At 59.7% G+C, this 20,455-nt stretch carries 24 protein-coding genes and 1 pseudogene; 13 read left to right on the top strand and 12 right to left on the bottom strand.

The annotated features are described in order from the left end of the window. The first annotated feature begins 11 nt into the window (after positions 1 to 11). Positions 12 to 677, top strand: a complete 666-nt coding sequence (locus LQ249_RS24495) for a bifunctional 4-hydroxy-2-oxoglutarate aldolase/2-dehydro-3-deoxy-phosphogluconate aldolase (RefSeq protein ID WP_017847191.1) — start codon at positions 12 to 14, stop codon at positions 675 to 677. A 271-nt stretch (positions 678 to 948) separates the two neighbouring features. On the opposite strand, the pseudogene LQ249_RS24490 reads toward LQ249_RS24495, so the two are convergent. Together LQ249_RS24490 and LQ249_RS24485 are read right to left on the bottom strand one after the other, a co-directional pair. Further along, positions 949 to 1,257, bottom strand: a pseudogene (locus LQ249_RS24490) (aminotransferase class V-fold PLP-dependent enzyme); the annotation flags it as partial. A gap of 11 nt (positions 1,258 to 1,268) precedes the next feature. Continuing rightward, the gene (locus tag LQ249_RS24485; protein WP_003213031.1) at positions 1,269 to 1,505 is read right to left on the bottom strand and encodes a DUF3820 family protein; all 237 of its coding nucleotides are present in this window, start codon (positions 1,503 to 1,505) and stop codon (positions 1,269 to 1,271) included. A gap of 207 nt (positions 1,506 to 1,712) precedes the next feature. On the opposite strand from LQ249_RS24485, the gene LQ249_RS24480 reads away from it, so the two are divergent. Next, a complete protein-coding gene (locus tag LQ249_RS24480) occupies positions 1,713 to 2,180 on the top strand; it encodes a ferritin-like domain-containing protein (protein ID WP_017847193.1) in 468 nt (155 codons plus the stop codon). A 54-nt stretch (positions 2,181 to 2,234) separates the two neighbouring features. On the opposite strand, the gene LQ249_RS24475 is transcribed toward LQ249_RS24480, so the two are convergent. Together LQ249_RS24475 and LQ249_RS24470 are read right to left on the bottom strand one after the other, a co-directional pair. After that, on the bottom strand, positions 2,235 to 2,705 hold the full coding sequence (locus tag LQ249_RS24475; protein ID WP_017847194.1) for a MaoC family dehydratase: 471 nt from the start codon (positions 2,703 to 2,705) through the stop codon (positions 2,235 to 2,237). Positions 2,706 to 2,762: 57 nt separating this feature from the next. Beyond that, positions 2,763 to 3,707, bottom strand: a complete 945-nt coding sequence (locus tag LQ249_RS24470) for an alpha/beta hydrolase (protein ID WP_046382289.1) — start codon at positions 3,705 to 3,707, stop codon at positions 2,763 to 2,765. Between the two features lie 210 nt (positions 3,708 to 3,917). On the opposite strand from LQ249_RS24470, the gene fadD2 reads away from it, so the two are divergent. Continuing rightward, positions 3,918 to 5,606, top strand: a complete 1,689-nt coding sequence (gene fadD2 / locus LQ249_RS24465; RefSeq protein WP_108524470.1) for a long-chain-fatty-acid--CoA ligase FadD2 — start codon at positions 3,918 to 3,920, stop codon at positions 5,604 to 5,606. Positions 5,607 to 5,989: 383 nt separating this feature from the next. Further along, complete coding sequence (fadD1, locus tag LQ249_RS24460; RefSeq protein WP_017847197.1) at positions 5,990 to 7,681, top strand: long-chain-fatty-acid--CoA ligase FadD1; 1,692 nt, start codon at positions 5,990 to 5,992, stop codon at positions 7,679 to 7,681. Positions 7,682 to 7,797: 116 nt separating this feature from the next. Here fadD1 and LQ249_RS24455 read toward each other — a convergent pair whose 3' ends face one another. After that, the gene (locus tag LQ249_RS24455) at positions 7,798 to 8,175 is read right to left on the bottom strand and encodes a hypothetical protein (RefSeq protein WP_017847198.1); all 378 of its coding nucleotides are present in this window, start codon (positions 8,173 to 8,175) and stop codon (positions 7,798 to 7,800) included. Positions 8,176 to 8,374: 199 nt separating this feature from the next. Between LQ249_RS24455 and LQ249_RS24450 the strand changes: the two genes are divergently transcribed. The 3 genes from LQ249_RS24450 (at position 8,375) to def (ending at position 10,233) form a co-directional block, all read left to right on the top strand. Beyond that, positions 8,375 to 8,560 (top strand): CsbD family protein, encoded by a 186-nt coding sequence (locus LQ249_RS24450; RefSeq protein WP_232565956.1) that lies wholly within the window; start codon positions 8,375 to 8,377, stop codon positions 8,558 to 8,560. A gap of 179 nt (positions 8,561 to 8,739) precedes the next feature. Next, positions 8,740 to 9,690 (top strand): YihY/virulence factor BrkB family protein, encoded by a 951-nt coding sequence (locus tag LQ249_RS24445; protein WP_046382291.1) that lies wholly within the window; start codon positions 8,740 to 8,742, stop codon positions 9,688 to 9,690. 3 nt (positions 9,691 to 9,693) lie between these two features. Continuing rightward, positions 9,694 to 10,233: a peptide deformylase gene (def, locus tag LQ249_RS24440; protein ID WP_108524469.1), complete on the top strand. Its 540-nt coding sequence runs from the start codon at positions 9,694 to 9,696 to the stop codon at positions 10,231 to 10,233. Between the two features lie 43 nt (positions 10,234 to 10,276). On the opposite strand, the gene LQ249_RS24435 is transcribed toward def, so the two are convergent. The 5 genes from LQ249_RS24435 to LQ249_RS24415 form a co-directional block, all read right to left on the bottom strand. Next, positions 10,277 to 10,693, bottom strand: coding sequence for a GNAT family N-acetyltransferase (locus tag LQ249_RS24435; RefSeq protein ID WP_046382292.1), 417 nt, complete (start codon positions 10,691 to 10,693; stop codon positions 10,277 to 10,279). Between the two features lie 397 nt (positions 10,694 to 11,090). Further along, a complete protein-coding gene (locus LQ249_RS24430) occupies positions 11,091 to 11,603 on the bottom strand; it encodes a hypothetical protein (RefSeq protein WP_057004505.1) in 513 nt (170 codons plus the stop codon). Positions 11,604 to 11,826: 223 nt separating this feature from the next. Further along, positions 11,827 to 12,255, bottom strand: a complete 429-nt coding sequence (locus LQ249_RS24425; RefSeq protein ID WP_057004504.1) for a hypothetical protein — start codon at positions 12,253 to 12,255, stop codon at positions 11,827 to 11,829. 204 nt (positions 12,256 to 12,459) lie between these two features. Continuing rightward, positions 12,460 to 13,092, bottom strand: a complete 633-nt coding sequence (locus tag LQ249_RS24420; RefSeq protein WP_017847205.1) for a glutathione S-transferase family protein — start codon at positions 13,090 to 13,092, stop codon at positions 12,460 to 12,462. Positions 13,093 to 13,267: 175 nt separating this feature from the next. Further along, a complete protein-coding gene (locus LQ249_RS24415) occupies positions 13,268 to 14,299 on the bottom strand; it encodes a LacI family DNA-binding transcriptional regulator (RefSeq protein WP_162231529.1) in 1,032 nt (343 codons plus the stop codon). Positions 14,300 to 14,512: 213 nt separating this feature from the next. On the opposite strand from LQ249_RS24415, the gene LQ249_RS24410 reads away from it, so the two are divergent. The 3 genes from LQ249_RS24410 (at position 14,513) to LQ249_RS24400 (ending at position 16,873) form a co-directional block, all read left to right on the top strand. Then, positions 14,513 to 15,046 carry a gluconokinase gene (locus LQ249_RS24410; protein ID WP_046382296.1) on the top strand — a complete coding sequence of 178 codons (534 nt, stop codon included), beginning with the start codon at positions 14,513 to 14,515 and terminating at the stop codon, positions 15,044 to 15,046. A gap of 84 nt (positions 15,047 to 15,130) precedes the next feature. Further along, a complete protein-coding gene (locus LQ249_RS24405) occupies positions 15,131 to 16,483 on the top strand; it encodes a GntP family permease (RefSeq protein ID WP_057004503.1) in 1,353 nt (450 codons plus the stop codon). 108 nt (positions 16,484 to 16,591) lie between these two features. After that, positions 16,592 to 16,873 carry a hypothetical protein gene (locus tag LQ249_RS24400; RefSeq protein WP_046382298.1) on the top strand — a complete coding sequence of 94 codons (282 nt, stop codon included), beginning with the start codon at positions 16,592 to 16,594 and terminating at the stop codon, positions 16,871 to 16,873. Between the two features lie 44 nt (positions 16,874 to 16,917). Here LQ249_RS24400 and alaC read toward each other — a convergent pair whose 3' ends face one another. Then, on the bottom strand, positions 16,918 to 18,135 hold the full coding sequence (gene alaC / locus LQ249_RS24395) for an alanine transaminase (protein WP_232565955.1): 1,218 nt from the start codon (positions 18,133 to 18,135) through the stop codon (positions 16,918 to 16,920). Between the two features lie 196 nt (positions 18,136 to 18,331). On the opposite strand from alaC, the gene LQ249_RS24390 reads away from it, so the two are divergent. After that, positions 18,332 to 18,814, top strand: coding sequence for a GyrI-like domain-containing protein (locus LQ249_RS24390; RefSeq protein ID WP_017847210.1), 483 nt, complete (start codon positions 18,332 to 18,334; stop codon positions 18,812 to 18,814). A gap of 107 nt (positions 18,815 to 18,921) precedes the next feature. Here LQ249_RS24390 and LQ249_RS24385 read toward each other — a convergent pair whose 3' ends face one another. Further along, positions 18,922 to 19,416, bottom strand: a complete 495-nt coding sequence (locus LQ249_RS24385; RefSeq protein WP_017847211.1) for a GNAT family N-acetyltransferase — start codon at positions 19,414 to 19,416, stop codon at positions 18,922 to 18,924. A gap of 144 nt (positions 19,417 to 19,560) precedes the next feature. On the opposite strand from LQ249_RS24385, the gene LQ249_RS24380 reads away from it, so the two are divergent. Both LQ249_RS24380 and LQ249_RS24375 read left to right on the top strand, forming a co-directional pair. After that, complete coding sequence (locus LQ249_RS24380; protein ID WP_046382301.1) at positions 19,561 to 19,980, top strand: YybH family protein; 420 nt, start codon at positions 19,561 to 19,563, stop codon at positions 19,978 to 19,980. Positions 19,981 to 20,022: 42 nt separating this feature from the next. Continuing rightward, positions 20,023 to 20,367, top strand: coding sequence for a YciI family protein (locus LQ249_RS24375; RefSeq protein WP_017847213.1), 345 nt, complete (start codon positions 20,023 to 20,025; stop codon positions 20,365 to 20,367). The last annotated feature ends 88 nt before the right edge of the window (positions 20,368 to 20,455 follow it).

Genomic DNA, 20,455 nt, shown 5'->3' with positions numbered 1-20,455 from the left:
GATCAGCCGCTATGAAAAGCCCTCAATCGACCGTGTCCATGGCGGATAAAGTTGCCCTGATCGACAGCCTCTGCGCCAAGGCGCGGATCCTGCCGGTGATCACCATCGCCCGTGAACAAGACATCCTGCCACTGGCCGACGCCCTGGCAGCCGGTGGTTTGACCGCATTGGAAGTGACCCTGCGTTCCGAGTTCGGCCTCAAGGCCATTCAGGTCCTGCGCGAGCAACGCCCGGAGTTGTGTACCGGCGCCGGTACCGTGCTCGATCGGCATATGCTCGAAGCCGCGGAGGTTGCCGGCTCGCAATTTATCGTCACCCCCGGCATTACCCGCGACCTGCTTGAAGCTTCGGTCCACAGCCCGATCCCACTGCTGCCGGGCATCAGCAATGCCTCCGGGATCATGGAAGGCTATAGCCTGGGTTATCGCCGCTTCAAACTGTTCCCGGCCGAAGTCAGCGGCGGCGTCGCAGCCATCAAAGCCCTGGGCGGCCCGTTTGGCGAAGTGAAATTCTGCCCGACCGGCGGCGTCGGCCCGGCCAATATCAAGAGCTACATGGCGTTGAAAAACGTGATGTGCGTGGGCGGTAGCTGGATGCTCGACCCGGAATGGGTCAAGAACGGCGACTGGGCGCGTATCCAGGAAGTCACCGCAGAGGCACTGGCGCTGCTGGACTGAGCTGATTCATCGAATCGTTGTTGCTGTGCTTAACGGCATTTTTGCGGTGCGCTTGGTCGGCGGACCGCTTTTTTTTTGCCTGCGCAAAACCTTGAGACCCACACATCTTCAAATGTGGAAGGGAGCAAGCCCCCTCCCACATTTTTCAGTCCGCGCTGAGTGCGGTGATGGCGTTGATCAGTGCATGGATGTCTGCGGTTGATGTCGCCAACCCCGGTGTCACCCGGATACAGGTGCCGAACGCCGCTCCACTGCGGGTAGTGGTAAACAGGTTGTAGTTGCGGATCAGCGACTGCAAGGCTTCGGTGGCGTTACGGGTGAAGGCGACCGATTCGGGGTCGGCGTCGATCAGTTCGGCCAGTTGGCGGCGGATCTCGACGTTTTCGCCCTGCTCGAAACGCTGGCGCACATGCACCGCGTTACTGCGGTTGATAAACGCGACGTGCTCGAGGTACTGCGCTTGCACCGCGCGGCTCATGCGCCCGAAGTAGCCGTTTTCCAGGTTGATCGGGCCTGGCTCCAGTGCATAGCGGTCGGCGATGGCCCGCCAGTGCGCTTCGTTGGCTGCATTGCATGGCATGGTGCGGGTTCCTAGTGACGAGGCGCGGGTTTGCCGTGTTTGGCGCGCAGTGGCTCCAGCAGTTCGGACAGGCCGTTGTGGTCGATTTCCTGCATCAAGGCCAGCAACCCGCCCAGCTCGCCGTGGGGGAAACCTTCGCGGGCGAACCAGTTCAGGTAGGGGCCGGGCAGGTCGGCGATGATCCGTCCCTTGTACTTGCCGAAGGGCATTTCGCGGGTGATCAGCAGTTCGAGTTTTTCGGGGTTCATGACGGCTCAGGCGTTTGCATCGAGGTCTTGGAAAATACAGGCATTCTGCATGAAGGCCAAATGACAGATCATGCAAATAACGCATGTACAGATCGTTCAATTATTTTTAACTTATTGAAATCTAAAGAAAAAGTTGTTTTTTAAAACCTGGCACGGGCGCTGCAATCATTAATGCAACCTTTCTCAACCCACATAAGGAATTGAAAAATGACTGATATCAATAAAGAGTCCATCTCCGTATTGAACGACCTGATCGAAACCAGCATCGACGGTCAAAAAGGTTTCAAAGAGTGCGCTGACGACATCAAGCATCCCGAACTCAAAGCGCTGTTTGCCAAGCGCTCCGCAGACTGCGCCACTGCCGCCGCCGAGCTGAAAACCGCCGTGCGTGCCCTGGGTGGCGACCCGGAACAGTCCGGCAGCGTGGCCGGCGCCCTGCACCGTGGCTGGGTCGATGTGAAGTCGATGGTCACCGGCAAAGACGAAGAGGCTGTGTTGAACGAAGCCGAGCGCGGTGAAGACCACGCCCTCAAGGCTTACAAAGCAGCGATCGAGAAGATCACCCAGCACAACCTGGTGGGCATTCGTGACTTGGTTGAGCGCCAGTACCACGGCGTACAACGCAACCACGATCAGGTGAAGGCCTTGCGTAACCAGGCTCGCGCTCAGTCGTGAGCCGTCGCTGAATAAAAAATCCCCGCCGATGCGGGGATTTTTTATGGGGACTGATCAGCCGATGGTGATGGCTGGCAGTTCGGTCAATGTCACGACCTGTTGCTTGCGTGGCGCGAGGATTTCCGCTTCGCCATCCACCACCAGCTCATCGCGCTGGTTGAATACGCGGGTGGCGATACGCACGCGGAACTTCGGCAGTTTTTCGAGGATTTCCAGACGCACGGTCAGGGTATCGCCGATTTTCACCGGTTTCTGGAAGCTCATCTGTTGGCCGATATAGATCGTGCCCGGCCCAGGCAGCTCACAGGCAACCGCCGCGCTGATCAGGGCGCCGCTGAACATGCCGTGGGCGATTCGCTCCTTGAACATGGTCGCCTTGGCAAATTCCGCATCCAGGTGTACCGGGTTGTGGTCGCCGGACATCGCGGCGAACAGTTGGATGTCACGCTCTTCGACGGTCTTGCTGTAGCTGGCGGTCTGGCCGACTTCGAGGGCTTCGTATGGGGTGTTGGTTACCTGGGTCATCTAAAGGTGCATCCTGTGGCTAATCGATAATTTAATTGGCTGATTTTAAACGAAAAATTATTCGCAGCGAGTCGGCCTGCGCGAGGTCAGGGCCTGGTCGAGCCACGTCAGCACATCCGCGGTGACTTCGTCGCGGTTGGTTTCGTTGAACAGTTCGTGACGCGCCTGCGGGTAGATATTCAGTTGCAGGTTCTGGCAGCCGGCCTCACGCAGGGCATGGGCCAGTCTTTTCAGACGCTTGCCTTCACTCACCGGATCACATTCGCCGCCGATCACCAGGATCGGCAAGCCCGGATCGATCTGCGCGAGATTGGACGCTTTGCTGATTTGCTGCAAGCCGCCCAGCAGGTCGATCCACAGTTGGTTGGTGCAGCGGAACCCGCAAAGCGGGTCGTGGCGGTAGCGGTCGACTTCGTCCGGGTCACGGCTGAGCCAGTCGAAAGCCGTGCGGTTGGGCTTGAACGCTTTGTTGAACGAGCCGAACGACAGGAACTCGATCAGCGCACTGCGGCCGCGCAAGCCCTGGCGCAGGCGTTCGGCACGGGCGATCAGCCGCGCGGCGCGGTACAGCGCCACCGGCTGGAAATTCGAACCGCTGAGAATCGCCCCATGCAGGCTGGCGCTGTGGTGCAGCAGGTAAGCCTGGGCGATATAGCTGCCCATGCTGTGGCCCAGCAAAATGATCGGCACTCCCGGCAACTGCTGGCCGATGTGCTGGTTGAGGCTGGCCAGGTCGCCCACCACCTTGTTCCAGCCGTCCCGCTCGGCGAACAGGCCCAGCGTGCCCTCGTCGGCGGTGCGACCATGGCCGCGCTGGTCCAGGGCAACCACCCCGTAGCCCGCCCCACATAACGCTTGGGCCAGGCGCGCATAGCGACCGCCATGCTCGGCCATGCCGTGGGACACCATGATCAACGCCTTCGGCGGCGTGTCCGGCAGCCATTGATTGACGTACAGGCGGCTGTGGTCATTCGCGGTCAGCCAGAAGGTGGTGTGGTTCATGGCGCTTCCTTTGCTCGGGGTCATTGCAGTGTATAGCCCATCCTCGGCCAAGCGGCTGATCAGTACAGACCCTTGTAGGAAGATTCACGCTATCAATGACGCTATTGCCCGTATTTGCCTGTTTGGCCATAGCTGCTAACGTCCCCGAAGCTCCGCTTTTTATAGCAGCAGAAAAGCGGCCAGGCACATTCAGGTAAGAGGACAAGAATAATGCAACCTGATTTCTGGAATGACAAACGCGCGGCGGGCGTTCCCAACGAGATCGATCTGACCGCCTACAAGTCGGTGATTGAAGTCTTCGAGCGTTCCTGCAAGGCCTTTGCCGACCGCCCGGCGTTCAGCAACATGGGCGTCACCCTGACCTACGCCGAGCTTGAGCGCCAGAGTGCGGCGTTCGCCGGCTACCTGCAGCAACACACCGACCTCAAGCCGGGCGATCGCATCGCGGTGCAGATGCCCAACGTGCTGCATTACCCGGTGGCGGTGTTCGGTGCGCTGCGCGCCGGGCTGATCGTGGTCAACACCAACCCGCTGTACACCCCGCGCGAGATGCGTCATCAGTTCAAGGACGCCGGCGTGCGCGGCCTGATCTACCTCAACCTGTTTGGTTCGCGGGTGCAGGACGTCTGCACCGACACCGAGATCGACTACCTGATCGAAGCCAGGATGGGCGACTTCATGCCAGCGGCCAAGGGCTGGCTGGTCAACACCCTCGTCGACAAAGTGAAGAAAATGGTCCCGGCCTATCACTTGCCGCGCGCGGTGTCGTTCAAGCGCGCCTTGCGCATGGGCGCAGGGCAGGGCGTGACGCGCCACCCGGTGAGCCTCGATGACGTCGCGGTGCTGCAATACACCGGCGGCACCACCGGCCTGGCCAAGGGCGCAATGCTCACCCATGGCAACCTGGTGGCGAACATGCAGCAGGTGCGCGCCTGCATGTCGCAGACCGGCGAGGATGGCCACCCGCTGATCAAGGAAGGCCAGGAGGTGATGATCGCGCCGCTGCCGCTGTACCACATCTATGCGTTCACCGCGAACTGCATGTGCATGATGGTTTCCGGCAACCACAACGTGTTGATCACCAACCCGCGTGACATCGCGGGCTTTATCAAGGAGCTGAAAAACTGGCGCTTCACCGGCTTGCTCGGGCTCAACACGTTGTTTGTGGCGTTGATGGACCATCCCGGCTTCAAGAGCCTGGACTTCTCCAGCCTTAAACTCACCAACTCCGGTGGCACGGCGCTGATCAAGGCCACCGCCGAACGTTGGGAGCAACTCACCGGTTGTGCGATCGGCGAAGGGTATGGCCTGACGGAAACGTCGCCGGTGGCCAGCACCAACCCGTATGGCAATCAGTCACGGCTGGGTACCGTAGGCATCCCGGTGCCGGGGACGGCGATGAAGGTGATCGATGATGAAGGCGCCGAGCAGCCCCTGGGCGAACGCGGCGAGCTGTGCATCAAGGGCCCGCAGGTGATGAAGGGCTACTGGCAGCAGCCGGCCGCCACCGCCGAGGCGCTGGACGCCGAGGGGTGGCTCAAGACCGGCGATATTGCCGTGATCGACGAAGATGGATTTGTACGCATCGTGGATCGCAAGAAGGATTTGATCATCGTCTCGGGTTTCAACGTTTACCCCAACGAGATCGAAGACGTAGTGATGGCTCACCCGGCGGTGGCCAACTGCGCGGTGATCGGCGTACCGGACGAGCGCACGGGGGAGGCGGTGAAGCTGTTTGTGGTGGCGCGTGCCGAAGGCGTGAGCCTTGAGGAGTTGAAGAACTACTGCAAGACCAACTTCACGGGGTACAAGGTGCCCAAGCACATCGTGTTGCGTGAGTCGTTGCCGATGACGCCGGTGGGCAAGATCCTGCGGCGTGAGTTGCGCGACATCGCCTGATGTGAAATGCAGTCGACAATGGGGGAGGGGGCTTGCCCCGATGGCAGTGAATCAGTCACCAGATGTGTTGGCTGATCCACTGCTATCGGGGGCAAGCCCCCTCCCACATTTGTCTGTGTTTATCCCGTTAAGCCCTGTTCTAGAGCCATTTTCAAGCGTATAGAATTTTTGCTCTAAAAATGACTATTAGTTATTCATGAGTCATGTTTATGACTGTAGGGCCCTCTTTTGGCTCTAGTCGGCCCTTGGCAAAGCTGCTACTCTCGGCGCGCTTTGTGACCTCTCGGCCTGCTTAAACGCGCCAGACTCACCTAAAAAACATACACCAATAATAATCGCATCAAATGCGATGATGAATTCGCGTCGCTGAGGAGTGGGCTTCCATGAACGTAGACTTTTGGAAGGATAAGTACCCCGCCGGGATTGCTGCAGACATCAATCCAGACGAGTATCCAAATATTCAGGCGGTACTGAAACAGTCCTGCCAGCGCTTCGCCAACAAACCGGCTTTCAGCAACCTGGGCAAGACAATCACCTATGGTGAGTTGTACGAATTGTCCGGCGCTTTCGCCGCGTACCTGCAACAGCATACCGATTTGAAGCCTGGCGATCGAATCGCCGTGCAACTGCCCAACGTCCTGCAATACCCGGTCGCCGTGTTCGGTGCCATCCGTGCCGGCCTGATCGTGGTCAACACCAACCCGCTGTACACCGCGCGGGAAATGGAACACCAATTCAACGACTCCGGGGCCAAGGCCCTGGTCTGTCTGGCCAACATGGCGCACCTGGCTGAAAAAGTCGTGCCCAAGACTGCCGTCAAACACGTGATCGTCACCGAAGTCGCCGACCTGCTGCCGCCGCTCAAGCGCCTGCTGATCAACAGCGTCATCAAGTACGTGAAGAAAATGGTCCCGGCCTATCACTTGCCCAAGGCGATCAAGTTCAACGACGTGCTGGCCAAGGGGCACGGCCAACCGGTCAACGATGTCAGCCCGGCCAGCAGCGACGTGGCGGTGCTGCAATACACCGGCGGCACCACCGGCGTGGCCAAGGGCGCGATGCTGACCCACCGCAACCTGGTGGCGAACATGCTGCAGTGCAAGGCGCTGATGGGCTCCAACCTCAATGAAGGCTGCGAGATCCTGATCACTCCGCTGCCGCTGTACCACATCTATGCGTTCACCTTTCATTGCATGGCGATGATGTTGATCGGCAACCACAACATCCTGATCAGCAACCCGCGCGACCTGCCGGCGATGGTCAAGGAGCTGTCGAAGTGGAAGTTCAGCGGCTTTGTCGGCCTGAACACGCTGTTCGTGGCGCTGTGCAACAACGAAGGCTTCCGCAAGCTGGACTTCTCTGCGCTGAAAGTCACCCTGTCTGGCGGCATGGCCCTGCAACTGGCCGCAGCTGAGCGCTGGAAGGCCGTGACCGGCTGCGACATCTGCGAAGGCTACGGCATGACCGAGACCAGCCCCGTGGCGACGGTCAACCCGATCCAGAAGATCCAGATCGGCACCATCGGCATTCCGGTGCCGTCGACCTTGTGCAAAGTCATCACCGATGACGGCGTCGAGCTGGGCCTGGGCGAGGTCGGCGAGTTGTGCGTCAAAGGCCCGCAAGTCATGAAGGGCTACTGGCAGCGCGAAGACGCCACCGCCGAGATACTCGACAGCGAAGGTTGGTTGAAGACCGGTGACATCGCGATCATCCAGCCGGACGGCTACATGCGGATTGTCGACCGTAAAAAAGACATGATTCTGGTCTCCGGTTTCAACGTCTACCCCAACGAACTCGAAGACGTGCTGGCGACCCTGCCGGGCGTGCTGCAGTGCGCGGCCATTGGTGTGCCGGACGAGAAGTCCGGGGAACACATCAAGATCTTCATCGTGGTCAAGCCGGGCGCCACCCTGACCAAGGATCAGGTGATGGAGCATATGCGTGCCAACGTCACCGGCTACAAGGTGCCCAAGGCCGTGGAATTCCGCGATGCCTTGCCGACCACCAACGTGGGCAAGATCCTGCGTCGCGAATTGCGTGATGAAGAACTGAAGAAACTGGGCCTGAAAAAGTAAACCAGGCCTAAATGTGGGAGGGGGCTTGCTCCCGATGGCAGAGTGTCAGCCACTGCATCGAGTGACTGAACCACCGCTATCGGGAGCAAGCCCCCTCTCACATTCTGACCGCATTCCTACAGGGTGAATGGCGCGAAGCTGACGCCAGCACCGGCTGGGCGCACATCCTTGAGGAACGAGTCCTTGTCCGCGCTCAGCTCCAGGGTAATCTCTGGCTTGCGCTTGCCCGCATTGCGCACCACCAAGCCTTCGAGCTTTTCACGCAGGAACACCGTCGGCACCTTCAGGTGCAGCAACTGGTCAGTCTCGGCGTTGTGCAGCAACAAGTGAATCCACTCGTACTGGCCCACCGCGATCCGCGCCACCGGCAGGTCGAACCACCAGATGTTGCGTTTGCGGTCCAGGTCGGTGAAGTGGCAGTTGTTGACGCCGAGTACGGCACCGCCCAGTTCCTGGTTTCTGCGGGCGATGGCCTGTGCTTTATTGAGTTTCATAACCTTCCTACGGGATCTGTTATTCAGCGTTGTAGCCTGAATGTGCCGGGCATTCTCGTGGGTTGGCCGCAAAACATAAAGCCAAACCTGCTGCCGGCGATGAAATGCCCGCGTAAAAATAATTGAAACTCTGCCGAACAGCCTTGGGTCAATCTCTAGGTAATGACCAAAACCCCTCGATTGTTCCAGGAGAAATACCATGAGCAGCACATCGGATAAGGTAAAAGGCGTCGCCAACGAAGCAGTCGGCAACATCAAGCAAGGTGTCGGCAAAGTGACCGGCAACGACAAGCTGCGCGCTGAAGGGGGGGTCCAGGAAAAGAAAGGTGAAGTGCAGAAAGCCGTGGGTGATATCAAGGATGCGGTGAAGAAAGCGATCAAGTGACCCTGATTCGCCGCTTGTATTACCCAGCCCGACGGCCATCCACGGATGGCCGTTTTTGTGTCACCTGAAGTGGTTAATCTTTCGAAATTGTTTCAAGGTCGCCAAATAGGCTACCTTGATGTAGAAAACGGCCCCTGAGTCGCCCACGAACCTGACTTTTTGCGGCGAAAGGAGACGCTATGATTTTCCCGGTACTCGATGGTCTCAAGCTGCACCAAGTGCTGGTACGCACGGTCAAGGAATTCGTCAACGACGAGATGTCCACCTACGCCTCGGCACTGGCCTACCAGATGCTGTTCTCGTTGTTTCCGTTCCTGCTGTTTCTCATTGCATTGATCGGTTTCCTGCATTTGCCGGACTTCTTCACCTGGCTGCGCCTGCAGTCGGAACTGGTGTTGCCGCCCCAGGCCCTCGAGCAGGTCAACCCGGTGATCGACCAGTTGCAGCAGTCCAAGGGCGGCCTGCTTTCGGTGGGTATCGTGATTGCCCTGTGGACCGCGTCGGCCGGCGTGCGCCTGATGATGAGCGCGATGAACGCCGCCTACGACGTGATCGAAGGCCGGCCGATCTGGAAGCGTTTCCCGCTGTCGGTTTTCTACACCGTCGGCATCGCTGGCATGTTGCTCGCCGCCGCCGCGCTGATGGTGCTCGGCCCGCAGGTCATGGAATGGCTGGCAGGGCAGATCGGCATGCAGGAATTCGTGGTCACGCTGTGGACCATCCTGCGCTGGCCGCTGATTGTGATCCTGCTGATGTTCGCCGTGGCCCTCATGTATTACGTGATGCCTGACGTGCAGCAGAAATTCCGCTTCATCACCCCAGGCTCGGTGCTGGCGGTGGTGGTGTGGATCGTCGCGTCCCTGGGCTTTGGCTACTACGTCAAAACCTTCGCCGACTACAACGCCATGTATGGCAGCATCGGCGCGATCATTGTTCTGCTCCTGTACTTCTATATTTCCGCCGCCGTGTTGTTGCTGGGGGCGGAGATGAATGCCGTGATCGAGCACATGTCGGCCGAAGGCAAGGACCCGGGAGAAAAGACATTCGATGAAAACACCCATGCCGGTGAAAAAAAGCACGTCTCCGGTCTTGGCCGAGACCATTCCAAGCCCACTCCCGATGAAGTCTGATTGATGATCCGTGAAATCCTGAAAATGGGCGATGAGCGCCTGCTGCGTATCGCTCCGCCGGTCCCGCCGGAAATGTTCGACAGCCCCGAACTGTGGCAACTGATCGATGACATGTTCCAGACCATGGAGCACGTCGGCGGTGTCGGCCTGGCCGCGCCGCAGATCGGTGTTGACCTGCAATTGGTGATCTTTGGTTTCGAGAGCAGCGAACGCTACCCGGAGGCGCCGGCCGTACCGCAGACGATTTTGATCAACCCACTGATCACGCCGCTCAGTCCGATCATGGAAGAGGGCTTCGAAGGCTGCCTGTCCGTACCCGGCCTGCGCGGCGCGGTGGACCGTTACCAGCAGATCCGCTACGAAGGTTTCGACCCCAAGGGCGAACCGATCATCCGCATTGCCGATGGCTTCCATGCGCGGGTGGTGCAGCACGAGTGCGATCACCTGATCGGCCGCTTGTACCCGTCGCGGATTAGCGATTTCAGCAAGTTCGGGTTCATCGAGGTGATGTTCCCCGACATGGACCCGACGGCCGACGAGTAGCCTCCTGACACAACGCAACGCCAACCTCAGCTCCCACGGGAGGTTACAAGGCGCGTTCCATGCCCATCGCGATCATCGGCTTGTTGCGCTTGTAGCGCACCAACCGTTCGCTGAGGGACTGCGGCAGCACGGTATCCTGGGTGAAACCCATGCGTTGATACCAGCCTTCCAGGTCCGGATGACACATCAGCCAGACCGTACCCTCCCCATCGGCCACCGCTTGACGAATCAAGCGCGCCGCCAGCCCCTGACCGCGATAGGCCGGGTCGACAAACACCCCGGTCAGCCATTGCCCGCCCACCACCGGCGTCAGGCATAAGCCGGCGACGATCTCGCGGTCCCGCGCCACCCACAGACGTCCGCCCTTGAGTGCCTTCATCGGCGAATCGTGGTGACGATAAAACTTGTTCAGCAGCGGCCACAGGGGCTCTGCCAGCGGTTCGATGTGCAATTCGGGCATGGTGTTCAGGCAGGCGTTATCCAGGGCCGGGGATTATAAGCGCCTAATGTGCGGCAATAGGTGGTATACCCATTGTTACATCCCCTGTAAGTGGAGCATGCATCATGGCCAAAGGTATGGATTCAAAGAAAGCCGCGAAGAAGAAACCGGCAAAGACCGCCGATGAAAAACGCGCTGACAAGAAAGCCAAGAAATCCGAGACAGGGCTGTTCGGTCACTGAGTTGAACGTGTAGAAGCCTACGATCTGCAAGATGTTCCCGCCTTACCGCACAGAGCAGGACACACCTGCTCTGAGCTGTCGATGCCCAACTAGCGTGATGGCACCCAGTGCCGGGAAATCAACGTCCTGGCACACGGCGTTACTGCGCGACCGAATGGCCCCATTGGCCGGGTCGCTTAGATCGCGGCCAAGGTCTCTTTCACCGATTGCGCTTGTGGCTCTGCCGTTTTCACGGCTACCTGCTGCTCTTGCTGTTGCTTCAGACGATCAGCCACTTGCTTGGCGATTGCATCCTGTTTTTCCTGCGGCATTGTCTGCACCTCCGCCTCGGTCAACCCCTGCTCCTTGAGCAACTGTTCGCGAATGCGTTCGGCCGGGGTTTTGCTCATGTAATCGGTGAAGTCTGCGCGCGCCGCACTCGTGGTAGAACCGGCTGCGGGCACATCCGTGGTCGCCGGGGTGGCGGCCGTTGAGGCCTGCAACTGCACGCGGGTCTTGGCGAAGGCTTCGTCGATGCGGTCGGCGGCCTTGTCCAGTTGGGTCTGCGCGGCGGGTACGCTCACACTTTGCTGCGCCGTTTGCAGGGCACCGCTGTACAGCGTGCTGGCGGCCGCGTTGGCGGGGTCCATGTCGGGGCGCTTGAGCTTTTCGACGGTCGACAAGGCTTGAGTGTTGTTGTTAATCAGCATGATCGGTCACCTATGCAAATGTTCGATGCGTCAGCTGGAGCAAATAGCGTGCCGGGTGCTAATCCCAAGGTTTTATGGGCGCTGGCGCGGCCATCGCGGCAAACATTGTCCCGTCGACGGCCAAGCGTTGCCGTCAATGGGCGATGTTTTCCAACGCCTGGTGGCATATGGCACCCCTGGACATTCGCTGATTAATCGCACAAGGGCTCAGTCGATGATGGGGTTAAGCGCCCGTAAGATTCAACTCACCCTGGGTGACCTTCAGTGGTTCTTCGCCCTTGGGCACCTTATGAGAGGTGAAAGAGAATGTCGCAGCGAGGTGCCGAAGTTCCAGATCGATCTTCGTGAGGTGGAATTTCCCGCTGCTGGGCTGGTAAGTCCATGGGTTCGGTCCAAGCGCATGGTAGTAATAGACCTGAACCTTGCCTTTTTCTTGGGCAACATCATATGAGCCAGGCTGGATATCTTTAGCTAATTGAAAGCTCATCAGCCGCTGGCCTTGATTGCTCTTGGCGTCTATAAAATTAGCTTCAGGAAACTCGTGAAATTGGATGTCTTCGGATGTGAAGTTTCCAATGGGATCGTTGATGTTCGCTGTTACCAAGCCATCTGCAGGCTGCGATTTCAGGGCCCGTGACCGATCGTTATCCATGAGCGGATGCCTCCGAGAGGTTATAGGAATTGGGAGCGCCCAATCACTTCGCTGTCAGTCAAACGTCGGTAACGGGTAGCGTCTACTGTCAATGTTGACAGGTAGGCCGCAGTATCCGATGGGTGGTACGAAGCGAGCGTTTTGCTGTCGCAGGCCCCGGTGCGGCGCAGTACGTTGAGTTCTTTTACGTTGTTGTCCTTGGGCTTAGTCATGGCCGTCGAGGGCGAAGGTCTTAAAGCCGGCATGCTGGCCAAGGCGCTGGTAATACGCGGCAACTGCCGGGTAGGACGGGCGCTCCATCGGCGTCATCTGCCAGCGGTGAACCGAGAGGCCGATGAGGATGTCAGCCAGGGTGAATTCGTCGCCAGCCACGTAGGCACCGGTCTTTGCCAATTGTTGTTCCAGCAGGCCCATCTTGTCGTGCCAGGCTTGCACGCCCGCCTTGATGCGCTGCGGGTCCTGATGGTCGGGGCTGTTGCGCACCAGGGCCTGGAAGGCATAACCCCAGGACGGGTTGAGTTCGGTGGCTTGCCAGTCCATCCACTGCTCGACCCGGGCGCGGGGGGCGGGCTCGAGAGGCAGCAGGTCGTGGCGTTGGTAGAGGTTCACCAGGTAGCGACAGATGGTGTTGGACTCCCACAGCACACCGTGGTCGTCGATCAGCACCGGCACTTGGGCGTTGGGGTTCAGGGCAAGGAATTCGGCGGATTGGGTCGGCTTGAAGCCGATGCCCCAGTCTTCGCGCACATAGTCGATGCCCAGTTCCTGGCAGGTCCAGAGCACTTTGCGCACGTTGATGGATGAAGCGCGACCCAAGATTTTCAGTGAGTGTCCCATGGTGCTTCCCTGACAGTGGAGAACGCTCAATCTAGCAGGGGGCGGACATTACGGCGATGCCTTCAAGCGGGCACGGTTAAAAATGTGTGTGTGGCCATGGCTTTGCCCACTGGCAATACGCTCAGCTCCCTCAACTGACGAATTGCCAAGGCCACATCGCAATGTCAGCCGCGTCCTACGTGCTTTCCCGCACCTGCAACTCAAACCCCATGTCCACCACCGGCTTGGCGATCTTGTTCCCCGCCATGACCGTCAGCAGATGCTCCGCCGCGCGCCGACCGATGGCCTCGCGCGGCGTGCTGATGCTGCTCAGGCGCGGCACCATGAAGGAGGAGGCGGGCAGGTCGTTGAAACCCAGCACGGCCACGCGCCCCGGGACGTTGATGCCGTGACGCAGGGCTTCGAGCAGCGCGCCCTGGGCCAGGTCGTCGTTGCCGAAGAAGATCGCATCCACATCCGGATGGGCCGCCAGCAACTGCAAGAACAACTCGCCGCCCAGGCCCACGGAGGAGGGGCGTGGCGTCAACAGTTCCAGCGCCGGGTCGTACAGCCCGGCCTGTTGCAACGCACGGCGGAAGCCTTCGCCGCGCAGCAAGGTGCGTTGGTCCAGTTGCGCGCCGATATACGCCAGGCGCTTGCGCCCACGGGACAGCAAATGCGCCGCCGCCGTCTCACCCGCCGCCAACTGCGAAAAGCCCACGCAGTTCACGCCAGCGTTGGGGTCCAGATCCATCATGTACACGCACGGCACATTGCTGGCCTCGACCATCCGTCGCGCGCTTTCGGTCCGATCGAACCCGGTCAGCAGCAAACCCCGCGGCTGGTAGGCCATGTAGTTGCGCAGCAAAGTCTCTTCTTCGTCGCGGGAATAGTGGGAGTTGCCGATCAGCACTTCAAAGCCCTTGGGCCGCAGCACCTGGTGGATCGCTTCGAGGGTTTCGATAAACAGCAGGTTGGACAGCGAGGGCACCAGCACCACCACCGAATGGCTCTGGGCCGAGGCCAGGGCGCGGGCGGCGGGGTTGACCACGTAGTTCAACTCGGCGGCGGCCCGTTGCACTTTTTCCACCAGTTCGGTGGCCACGGTGCTGATGCCACGCAAGGCGCGGGAAGCGGTGATCGGGCTGACGCCGGCCAGGCGGGCGACTTCATTGAGGGTCGGGCGACCCGTGGTGCGCGTATTTTTATCGTTCTTGGAGGTCATCAGGCGGCTTGCCAAACAAAAATCGAGGCACTAAGGTAGCGCTGTCTCCAAACGGCTGCAAATGCTTGAATGCTGGGTTGCCTGATCCAGTTCAAATGCTTGGAGCGGATGCACGCGTCACTCCATAAAAAAAGACAAGACGGCGCGGGAAAAGCCTGTTTTTGCACTAGCCTTACAGCGTGCAAAGGTAGCGCTATCTGCGTCCTGAGGTGTTTCATGAGTCAACCTGTTACCGCCCTGGTCATCATGGGTGTCGCCGGCTGCGGCAAGACCAGCGTCAGCGAGGCCGTGTGCCGCCTGAACGGTGCCACCGCCATTGAAGGCGACAGCTTTCACCCCGCCGCGAACATCGAAAAAATGAGCGCCGGCCACCCCCTCGACGACAACGACCGCGCCGGCTGGCTCGACATCCTGTGCGATGAGTTACGCCGTTCGCTCAAGGCCGGCGAACACCCGGTCCTCACCTGTTCCGCATTGAAAAAGAAATACCGCGACCACCTGCGCGAAGCCGCGCCGGGCCTGGGCTTTGTGTTTCTGGAACTGAACCGCGAAGTCGCCGCCGACCGCGTGTCCCATCGGCCCGGGCATTTCATGCCGGCAAGCCTGATCGACAGCCAGTTCGCCACCCTTGAGTCGCCCATCGGCGAGCCGCTGACCCTGGCCCTCAACGCCAGCGAAGACAGCGTCGAGGCGTTGGCCGAGCAAACCCATGCGTGGTGGTGCAAACACGGTTTTGAACCCGCTCATTAATTTTTGTGTCGGAAAAGATAGCGCTATCTCCGACAACAAATTCAACACCCGCTTTAATAACAACAACAAACAGGAGAGACCCCCATGTTTGGCATGTCCCACGAGTCCTACCTGCTGCTTGATGCAGTGGTCACTATCATTGGTCTGATCTTCTTGATCACCAAGTTCAAGGTTCACCCGTTTATCGCGTTGATCATCGCCGCCGGCTTCCTTGGCCTGACCTCGGGCATGCCCGTGGACAAGATCATCAAGGCCTTCCAGGACGGCTTCGGCGGGGTGCTCGGCTTTGTCGGCATTATCCTCGCGCTGGGTACGATGCTCGGCAAGATGATGGCCGAATCCGGCGGTGCCGATCAGATCGCCCAGACCCTGATCCGCGCCTTCGGCAAGGAAAAGGTCCAGTGGGCGATGATGTTCGCCGCGTTCCTGGTGGGTATCCCGCTGTTCTTCGAGATCGGTTTTGTGTTGCTGATCCCGCTGGTGTTTATCGTCGCGCGCCGTACTGGCGTGTCGCTGATCAAGATCGGCATCCCACTGCTCGCCGGCCTGTCGGCGGTCCATGGCCTGGTGCCACCGCACCCGGGCCCGCTGCTGGCCATCGGCGTGTTTGGCGCGGACATCGGCAAGACCATTCTGTACGGCCTGATCGTCGCACTGCCGACTGCCATCATCGCCGGCCCGATCTTCGGTACGTTTATCGCCAAGTACATCCCGGGCAACCCGTCCCAGGAACTGATCGACCAACTGGCCCGCGAGTCGGAGCACAAGACGCTGCCGAGCTTCAGCATCACCCTGATCACCGTGTTGCTGCCGGTGTTCCTGATGCTGCTGAAAACCTTCGCCGACATCGCCTTGGCCGACGGTCATGTGGTGCGCAACTGGATGGACATGATCGGTCACCCGATCAGTGCCTTGCTGCTGGCGTTGCTGCTGTCGCTGTACACCTTCGGTCATCGCCAGGGCATCCACTCCAAGCAGATCCTCAAGTTGCTCGACGCCAGCCTGGCGCCGACCGCCGCGATCATCCTGATCATCGGTGCCGGTGGTGGTTTCAAACAGATGCTGGTGACCAGCGGCGTGGGCGACGTGATCGGCCATATGGCGGTGAACGCGCAGATCAACCCGATCCTGCTGGCGTGGCTGGTGGCGGCGGTGATTCGGGTGGCGACCGGTTCGGCGACAGTCGCGACCATCACTGGCGCAGGCATCGTGGTGCCGGTGGTAGGCATGATTCCGGGGGTTAACCGCGAGCTACTGGTGTTGGCGACGGGGGCGGGTTCGTTGATCCTGTCTCACGTCAACGATGCGGGGTTCTGGCTGGTGAAGCAGTACTTCAACATGACCGTGGCCGAGACGTTCAAGACCTGGACGGCGATGGAGACCATCTTGTCGGTGGTGGCACTGATTTTCATCATGTTGCTGTCGTTGGTGGTGTGACAGCGACCGCGAATACCGCTTGTCGTAACTGGTACTTTTCACAGGTCCGGGTTTTTTCTGAATATGAGGGAATGAAACCCCAAATGTAATTCAGAAAAGGAAATGGCCATGACCAAGGAAAATGAACCCACGCAGGCACTGCCGCCTCAAATCCAGGCGCCGGCAGCCAATACGACTGTCCCTAGCCCTGTCACCATCTCCGGGTTAGTACCCCTGGAAGGTGCCACGGTAACAGTGGAGGACTCGACTGGTAAGTTGGGAGTTGCCGTTGCTATCGGACATAATTGGTCGCTCACCGTCGTTATGACTCCGGGCGCCCACCACATCTCGGCTTATGTTTCTTTTCCGGTGGTTTCAGGTAGTACCGAGCGAAAATTTGTCGTGAAGTAGTCTTTCAAGATAATGGGGCATGAATGCCCCATTACAGTTCGCAGTCAGACTCCAGTCCTGGGCACCAAGCCATCCGCGCGGAACATCGCGCGAATCCCGCGTACCGCCTGGCGAATCCGGTCCTGGTTTTCGATCAGCGCAAAGCGCACATGGTCGTCGCCATATTCACCAAAGCCAATCCCCGGCGACACGCACACCTTGGCTTCGAGCAGCAGCTTCTTGGCAAACTCCAGCGAGCCCATGGCGGCATACGCTTCGGGGATCTTGGCCCAGACGTACATCGACGCCTTGGGATTCTCCACCATCCAGCCCAACTCATGCAGGCCTTTGACCAGTACATTGCGGCGCTGGCGGTACTGCTCGGCGATGTCTTTCACGCACTGTTGGTCGCCTTCCAGCGCGGCAATCGCCGCCACTTGCAGCGGGGTGAAGGTGCCGTAGTCGTGGTAGCTCTTGATCCGCGCCAGGGCGTTGACCAGCTCTGCGTTGCCCACCATGAAACCAATGCGCCAGCCGGCCATGTTGTAGCTCTTGGACAGGGTGAAAAACTCCACCGCAATGTCCTTGGCGCCCGGCACCTGCATGATCGACGGGGCTTTCCAGCCGTCGTAGACGATGTCGGCGTAGGCCAGGTCATGCACCACCAGCACGTCGTACTGCTTGGCCAGGGCGATCACCCGCTCGAAGAAATCCAGCTCCACGCACTGCGCGGTCGGGTTGGACGGGAACCCCAGGATCATCATCTTCGGCTTGGGAATCGAACCGCGAATCGCCCGTTCCAGCTCGGCGAAAAAGTCCACGCCCGGAATCAACGGCACCGAACGCACCTGGGCGCCGGCAATCACGGCACCGTAGATATGAATCGGGTAGCTCGGGTTGGGCACCAGTACGGTGTCGCCCTGGTCCAGGGTGGCCAGCATCAAGTGCGCCAGGCCTTCCTTGGAACCGATGGTGACGATGGCTTCCGACTCGGGGTCGATATCCACTTCATAACGGTCCTTGTACCAGCGCGAAATCGCCCGGCGCAGGCGCGGAATGCCTTTGGAGGTGGAGTAGCCGTGGGTGTCTTCACGCTGGGCGACGGTGACCATTTTTTCCACGATATGTGGTGGGGTCGGGCCGTCAGGGTTGCCCATGCTCAAGTCGATGATGTCTTCGCCGCGCCGACGCGCAGCCATCTTCAGCTCGGCAGTGATATTGAAAACGTAGGGGGGGAGTCGATCTATGCGCGCAAAGCGGCGCGGCAAACCTTGGTCGGCCATTGTTGCCTCGAAAGTACGTAAGCGCCCGGAACCGTCCGAGCGACGTCGGCCACTGCGGTGGCCTGCGGGGCAGACAATACGGTTGATGATGGCCAGTTGTCCAGATGTGTAGGAAAAATTTCTACATGCAGTGCAATCCGGATATACCCCTATACTCAATACGGGTTTGTTCTCTCATAAGAAGGAGACTGTTCAGATGGATCAGCAGACGCAACAACCGTTAGAGCCGCGCATGGAAGAGGGCAAGGCCCTGGTGATCGCCGGGGTGCAAGGGCATTATTCGAAGGCCACCACCGGGGATATTCCCAAGTTGTGGGGCGTGTTTGACGAGAGCGTCAAGTACATCAAAAAGCGTTTGGGCGGCTTTACCTACGGGGTTTGTCATAACCCCAGACACGATGAGTTCGACTACATCGCAGGGGTTGAAGTCCCCGCCAAGGGTGATGTGCCGAGCAATTTCGAGTTCATCGAAATCCCGCCGCATCACTATGCCGTGTTCGCGCACTACGGTGAGGTACACGCGTTGCCGCAGACCTACGAGCGGATCATGTTCGAATGGTTGCCGCATTCCGGGTACAAGGTTGCCGGCGTGGATTTCGAGCGGTACAGCGCGGATTTTGATGTGAGAAAGGGCCTCGGCACCGTGGAGGTCTGGCTGCCTGTGGAAGCAAAGGCCTGAAGCGCCGGCCGAAGATGATGGCGACTCTTCGGCCGTTTTTCCTGCGCGGGAATGCTCATGATCCAGCGTCCCCTCAAGCGTTGGTCGCTGTCATCTCAACGTGACATCTACTGCGGCTCCAAGCCCCGACTCAAACGGCGCTCATACCCGACCCGCCCTTTGTACGCCTCCCCGCGATCCACCCAGCCCAGCCCCAGGTACAAGCCCATCGCCGCGACATTGTGCGTGTCCACCGACAACTCCAGCGCCTTGATCTGCGGCCAGGCCTGAAGCGCCGCCGCGGGTAGCGCCTGCAGGCAGGCTTTGCCAAATCCCCGGCCCTGTTGGCTGCGATCCACCTGCAACGCGTGCAGCGTGGCGCTGTGGGCATCGGCCCAATGGGGCAGGCATGGCGGGCATTTGAGCAGGAGGAAGGCCACGGGCACATCGTCGGCCAGCAGCGCAAAGCCTTTGATGCCGGGGCTGGGGTTGACCAGCAGGGTGTTGAGTGCGCAATACATGTCGCCGCAAAACGGCAACTGCTCAGGGTGAACTTCGATCGCGCCGACTTGCTGTGTTTGCACAGCGTTCAGCGCCTCGTAGGCGACAAGGCGGGTTTGCATCGGGGCGTCCGAACGGCTGCAAAGAAGGGGGCAGTCTATCGGGTTTGCACGCTGCGAGATTTTTTTTCAGCGCGCTGTCGATCGGGCGGCGGGCCATTCGACTAAGGGTGTCTCTGAAGATTTTCACCCCCCAGGAGTATCGCCATGAACACTGCAATCCACACCCTGATCAAACAATGGAAACAAGCCGTCGTCGCCAAGGACATCGATAAGATTGTCAGCTTTTACGCCGACGATATCATCGCGTTCGACGCGGTTAGCGCCCTGCAGTTCAAGGGCAAGGCGGCCTACCGCGCGCACTGGCAGGCGTGCATGGAAGTCTGCCCCGGCCCCGGTGTGTTCGACTTCCATGAGTTGCATATCGTCGCCGCCGACAACAGCGCCTTTGCCCATTGGCTGGCTCACTGCGGTGGCACCGGCCCGGACGGCGTGCTCAAGACCTGCTGGATGCGCGTCACCGTCGGTTACCAGCGTGTCGACGGCCAATGGAAGGTGGTGCATGAGCATTGGTCGGCCCCCTTCGACATGGCCACCGGCGTCGCGCTGTTCGACCTGAAACCTTGAGCCCCGCGAACTATAGTCAGTAGTCCGAAAACGGAGAACGCCATGAAATACCTGTGCCTGATCTACAGCAACGAACAGGTGCTGCACACCGCGCCGGACAGCCCGGCCGACCCGGAGTGTTTCGCCTACGCGCAGTCCGTCCAAAAGAGCGGGCGCATGCTCGCCGCCGAGCCGCTGGAGTCGGTGAGCACCGCCACCACTGTGCGTATGCGCAATGGCAAGCTGTCGATCACCGACGGGCCGTTTGCCGAAACCAAGGAGCAGCTCGCGGGGTTTTACCTGATCGAAGCCCGGGACTTGAACGAAGCGCTCCAGGTCGCCGGCGGCATTCCGGCGGCCCGGGTCGGCAGTGTGGAAGTACGCCCCGTGCGCCAATTGAATCTCTGAACACAAAACACCCATAAACAGGAGGTTTACCCATGAACACTCAACCTGCCGAATGTGAAAGGTCCATCAAACCTGGGGGCGACGCGCC

The organism is Pseudomonas sp. 7-41, from assembly GCF_021233075.1.
GTDB classification, from domain to species: Bacteria; Pseudomonadota; Gammaproteobacteria; order Pseudomonadales; family Pseudomonadaceae; genus Aquipseudomonas; species Aquipseudomonas veronii.
This window is presented reverse-complemented; position numbering and strand designations above follow the sequence as displayed.

Excerpts from the sequence above, each read along its gene's own strand:
- LQ249_RS24475 (WP_017847194.1), bottom strand. The coding sequence starts at position 2,705 with ATGACCCAGGTAACCAACACCCCATACGAAGCCCTCGAAGTCGGCCAG.
- LQ249_RS24380 (WP_046382301.1), top strand. The coding sequence starts at position 19,561 with ATGAACACTGCAATCCACACCCTGATCAAACAATGGAAACAAGCCGTC.
- LQ249_RS24480 (WP_017847193.1), top strand. The coding sequence starts at position 1,713 with ATGACTGATATCAATAAAGAGTCCATCTCCGTATTGAACGACCTGATC.
- LQ249_RS24375 (WP_017847213.1), top strand. The coding sequence starts at position 20,023 with ATGAAATACCTGTGCCTGATCTACAGCAACGAACAGGTGCTGCACACC.
- LQ249_RS24420 (WP_017847205.1), bottom strand. The coding sequence starts at position 13,092 with ATGGGACACTCACTGAAAATCTTGGGTCGCGCTTCATCCATCAACGTG.
- LQ249_RS24455 (WP_017847198.1), bottom strand. The coding sequence starts at position 8,175 with ATGAAACTCAATAAAGCACAGGCCATCGCCCGCAGAAACCAGGAACTG.
- LQ249_RS24470 (WP_046382289.1), bottom strand. The coding sequence starts at position 3,707 with ATGAACCACACCACCTTCTGGCTGACCGCGAATGACCACAGCCGCCTG.
- LQ249_RS24495 (WP_017847191.1), top strand. The coding sequence starts at position 12 with ATGAAAAGCCCTCAATCGACCGTGTCCATGGCGGATAAAGTTGCCCTG.
- LQ249_RS24385 (WP_017847211.1), bottom strand. The coding sequence starts at position 19,416 with ATGCAAACCCGCCTTGTCGCCTACGAGGCGCTGAACGCTGTGCAAACA.
- fadD1 (WP_017847197.1), top strand. The coding sequence starts at position 5,990 with ATGAACGTAGACTTTTGGAAGGATAAGTACCCCGCCGGGATTGCTGCA.
- LQ249_RS24410 (WP_046382296.1), top strand. The coding sequence starts at position 14,513 with ATGAGTCAACCTGTTACCGCCCTGGTCATCATGGGTGTCGCCGGCTGC.
- LQ249_RS24450 (WP_232565956.1), top strand. The coding sequence starts at position 8,375 with ATGAGCAGCACATCGGATAAGGTAAAAGGCGTCGCCAACGAAGCAGTC.
- fadD2 (WP_108524470.1), top strand. The coding sequence starts at position 3,918 with ATGCAACCTGATTTCTGGAATGACAAACGCGCGGCGGGCGTTCCCAAC.
- LQ249_RS24390 (WP_017847210.1), top strand. The coding sequence starts at position 18,332 with ATGGATCAGCAGACGCAACAACCGTTAGAGCCGCGCATGGAAGAGGGC.
- def (WP_108524469.1), top strand. The coding sequence starts at position 9,694 with ATGATCCGTGAAATCCTGAAAATGGGCGATGAGCGCCTGCTGCGTATC.
- LQ249_RS24400 (WP_046382298.1), top strand. The coding sequence starts at position 16,592 with ATGACCAAGGAAAATGAACCCACGCAGGCACTGCCGCCTCAAATCCAG.
- LQ249_RS24445 (WP_046382291.1), top strand. The coding sequence starts at position 8,740 with ATGATTTTCCCGGTACTCGATGGTCTCAAGCTGCACCAAGTGCTGGTA.
- LQ249_RS24430 (WP_057004505.1), bottom strand. The coding sequence starts at position 11,603 with ATGCTGATTAACAACAACACTCAAGCCTTGTCGACCGTCGAAAAGCTC.
- LQ249_RS24425 (WP_057004504.1), bottom strand. The coding sequence starts at position 12,255 with ATGGATAACGATCGGTCACGGGCCCTGAAATCGCAGCCTGCAGATGGC.
- alaC (WP_232565955.1), bottom strand. The coding sequence starts at position 18,135 with ATGGCCGACCAAGGTTTGCCGCGCCGCTTTGCGCGCATAGATCGACTC.
- LQ249_RS24405 (WP_057004503.1), top strand. The coding sequence starts at position 15,131 with ATGTTTGGCATGTCCCACGAGTCCTACCTGCTGCTTGATGCAGTGGTC.
- LQ249_RS24435 (WP_046382292.1), bottom strand. The coding sequence starts at position 10,693 with ATGCCCGAATTGCACATCGAACCGCTGGCAGAGCCCCTGTGGCCGCTG.
- LQ249_RS24485 (WP_003213031.1), bottom strand. The coding sequence starts at position 1,505 with ATGAACCCCGAAAAACTCGAACTGCTGATCACCCGCGAAATGCCCTTC.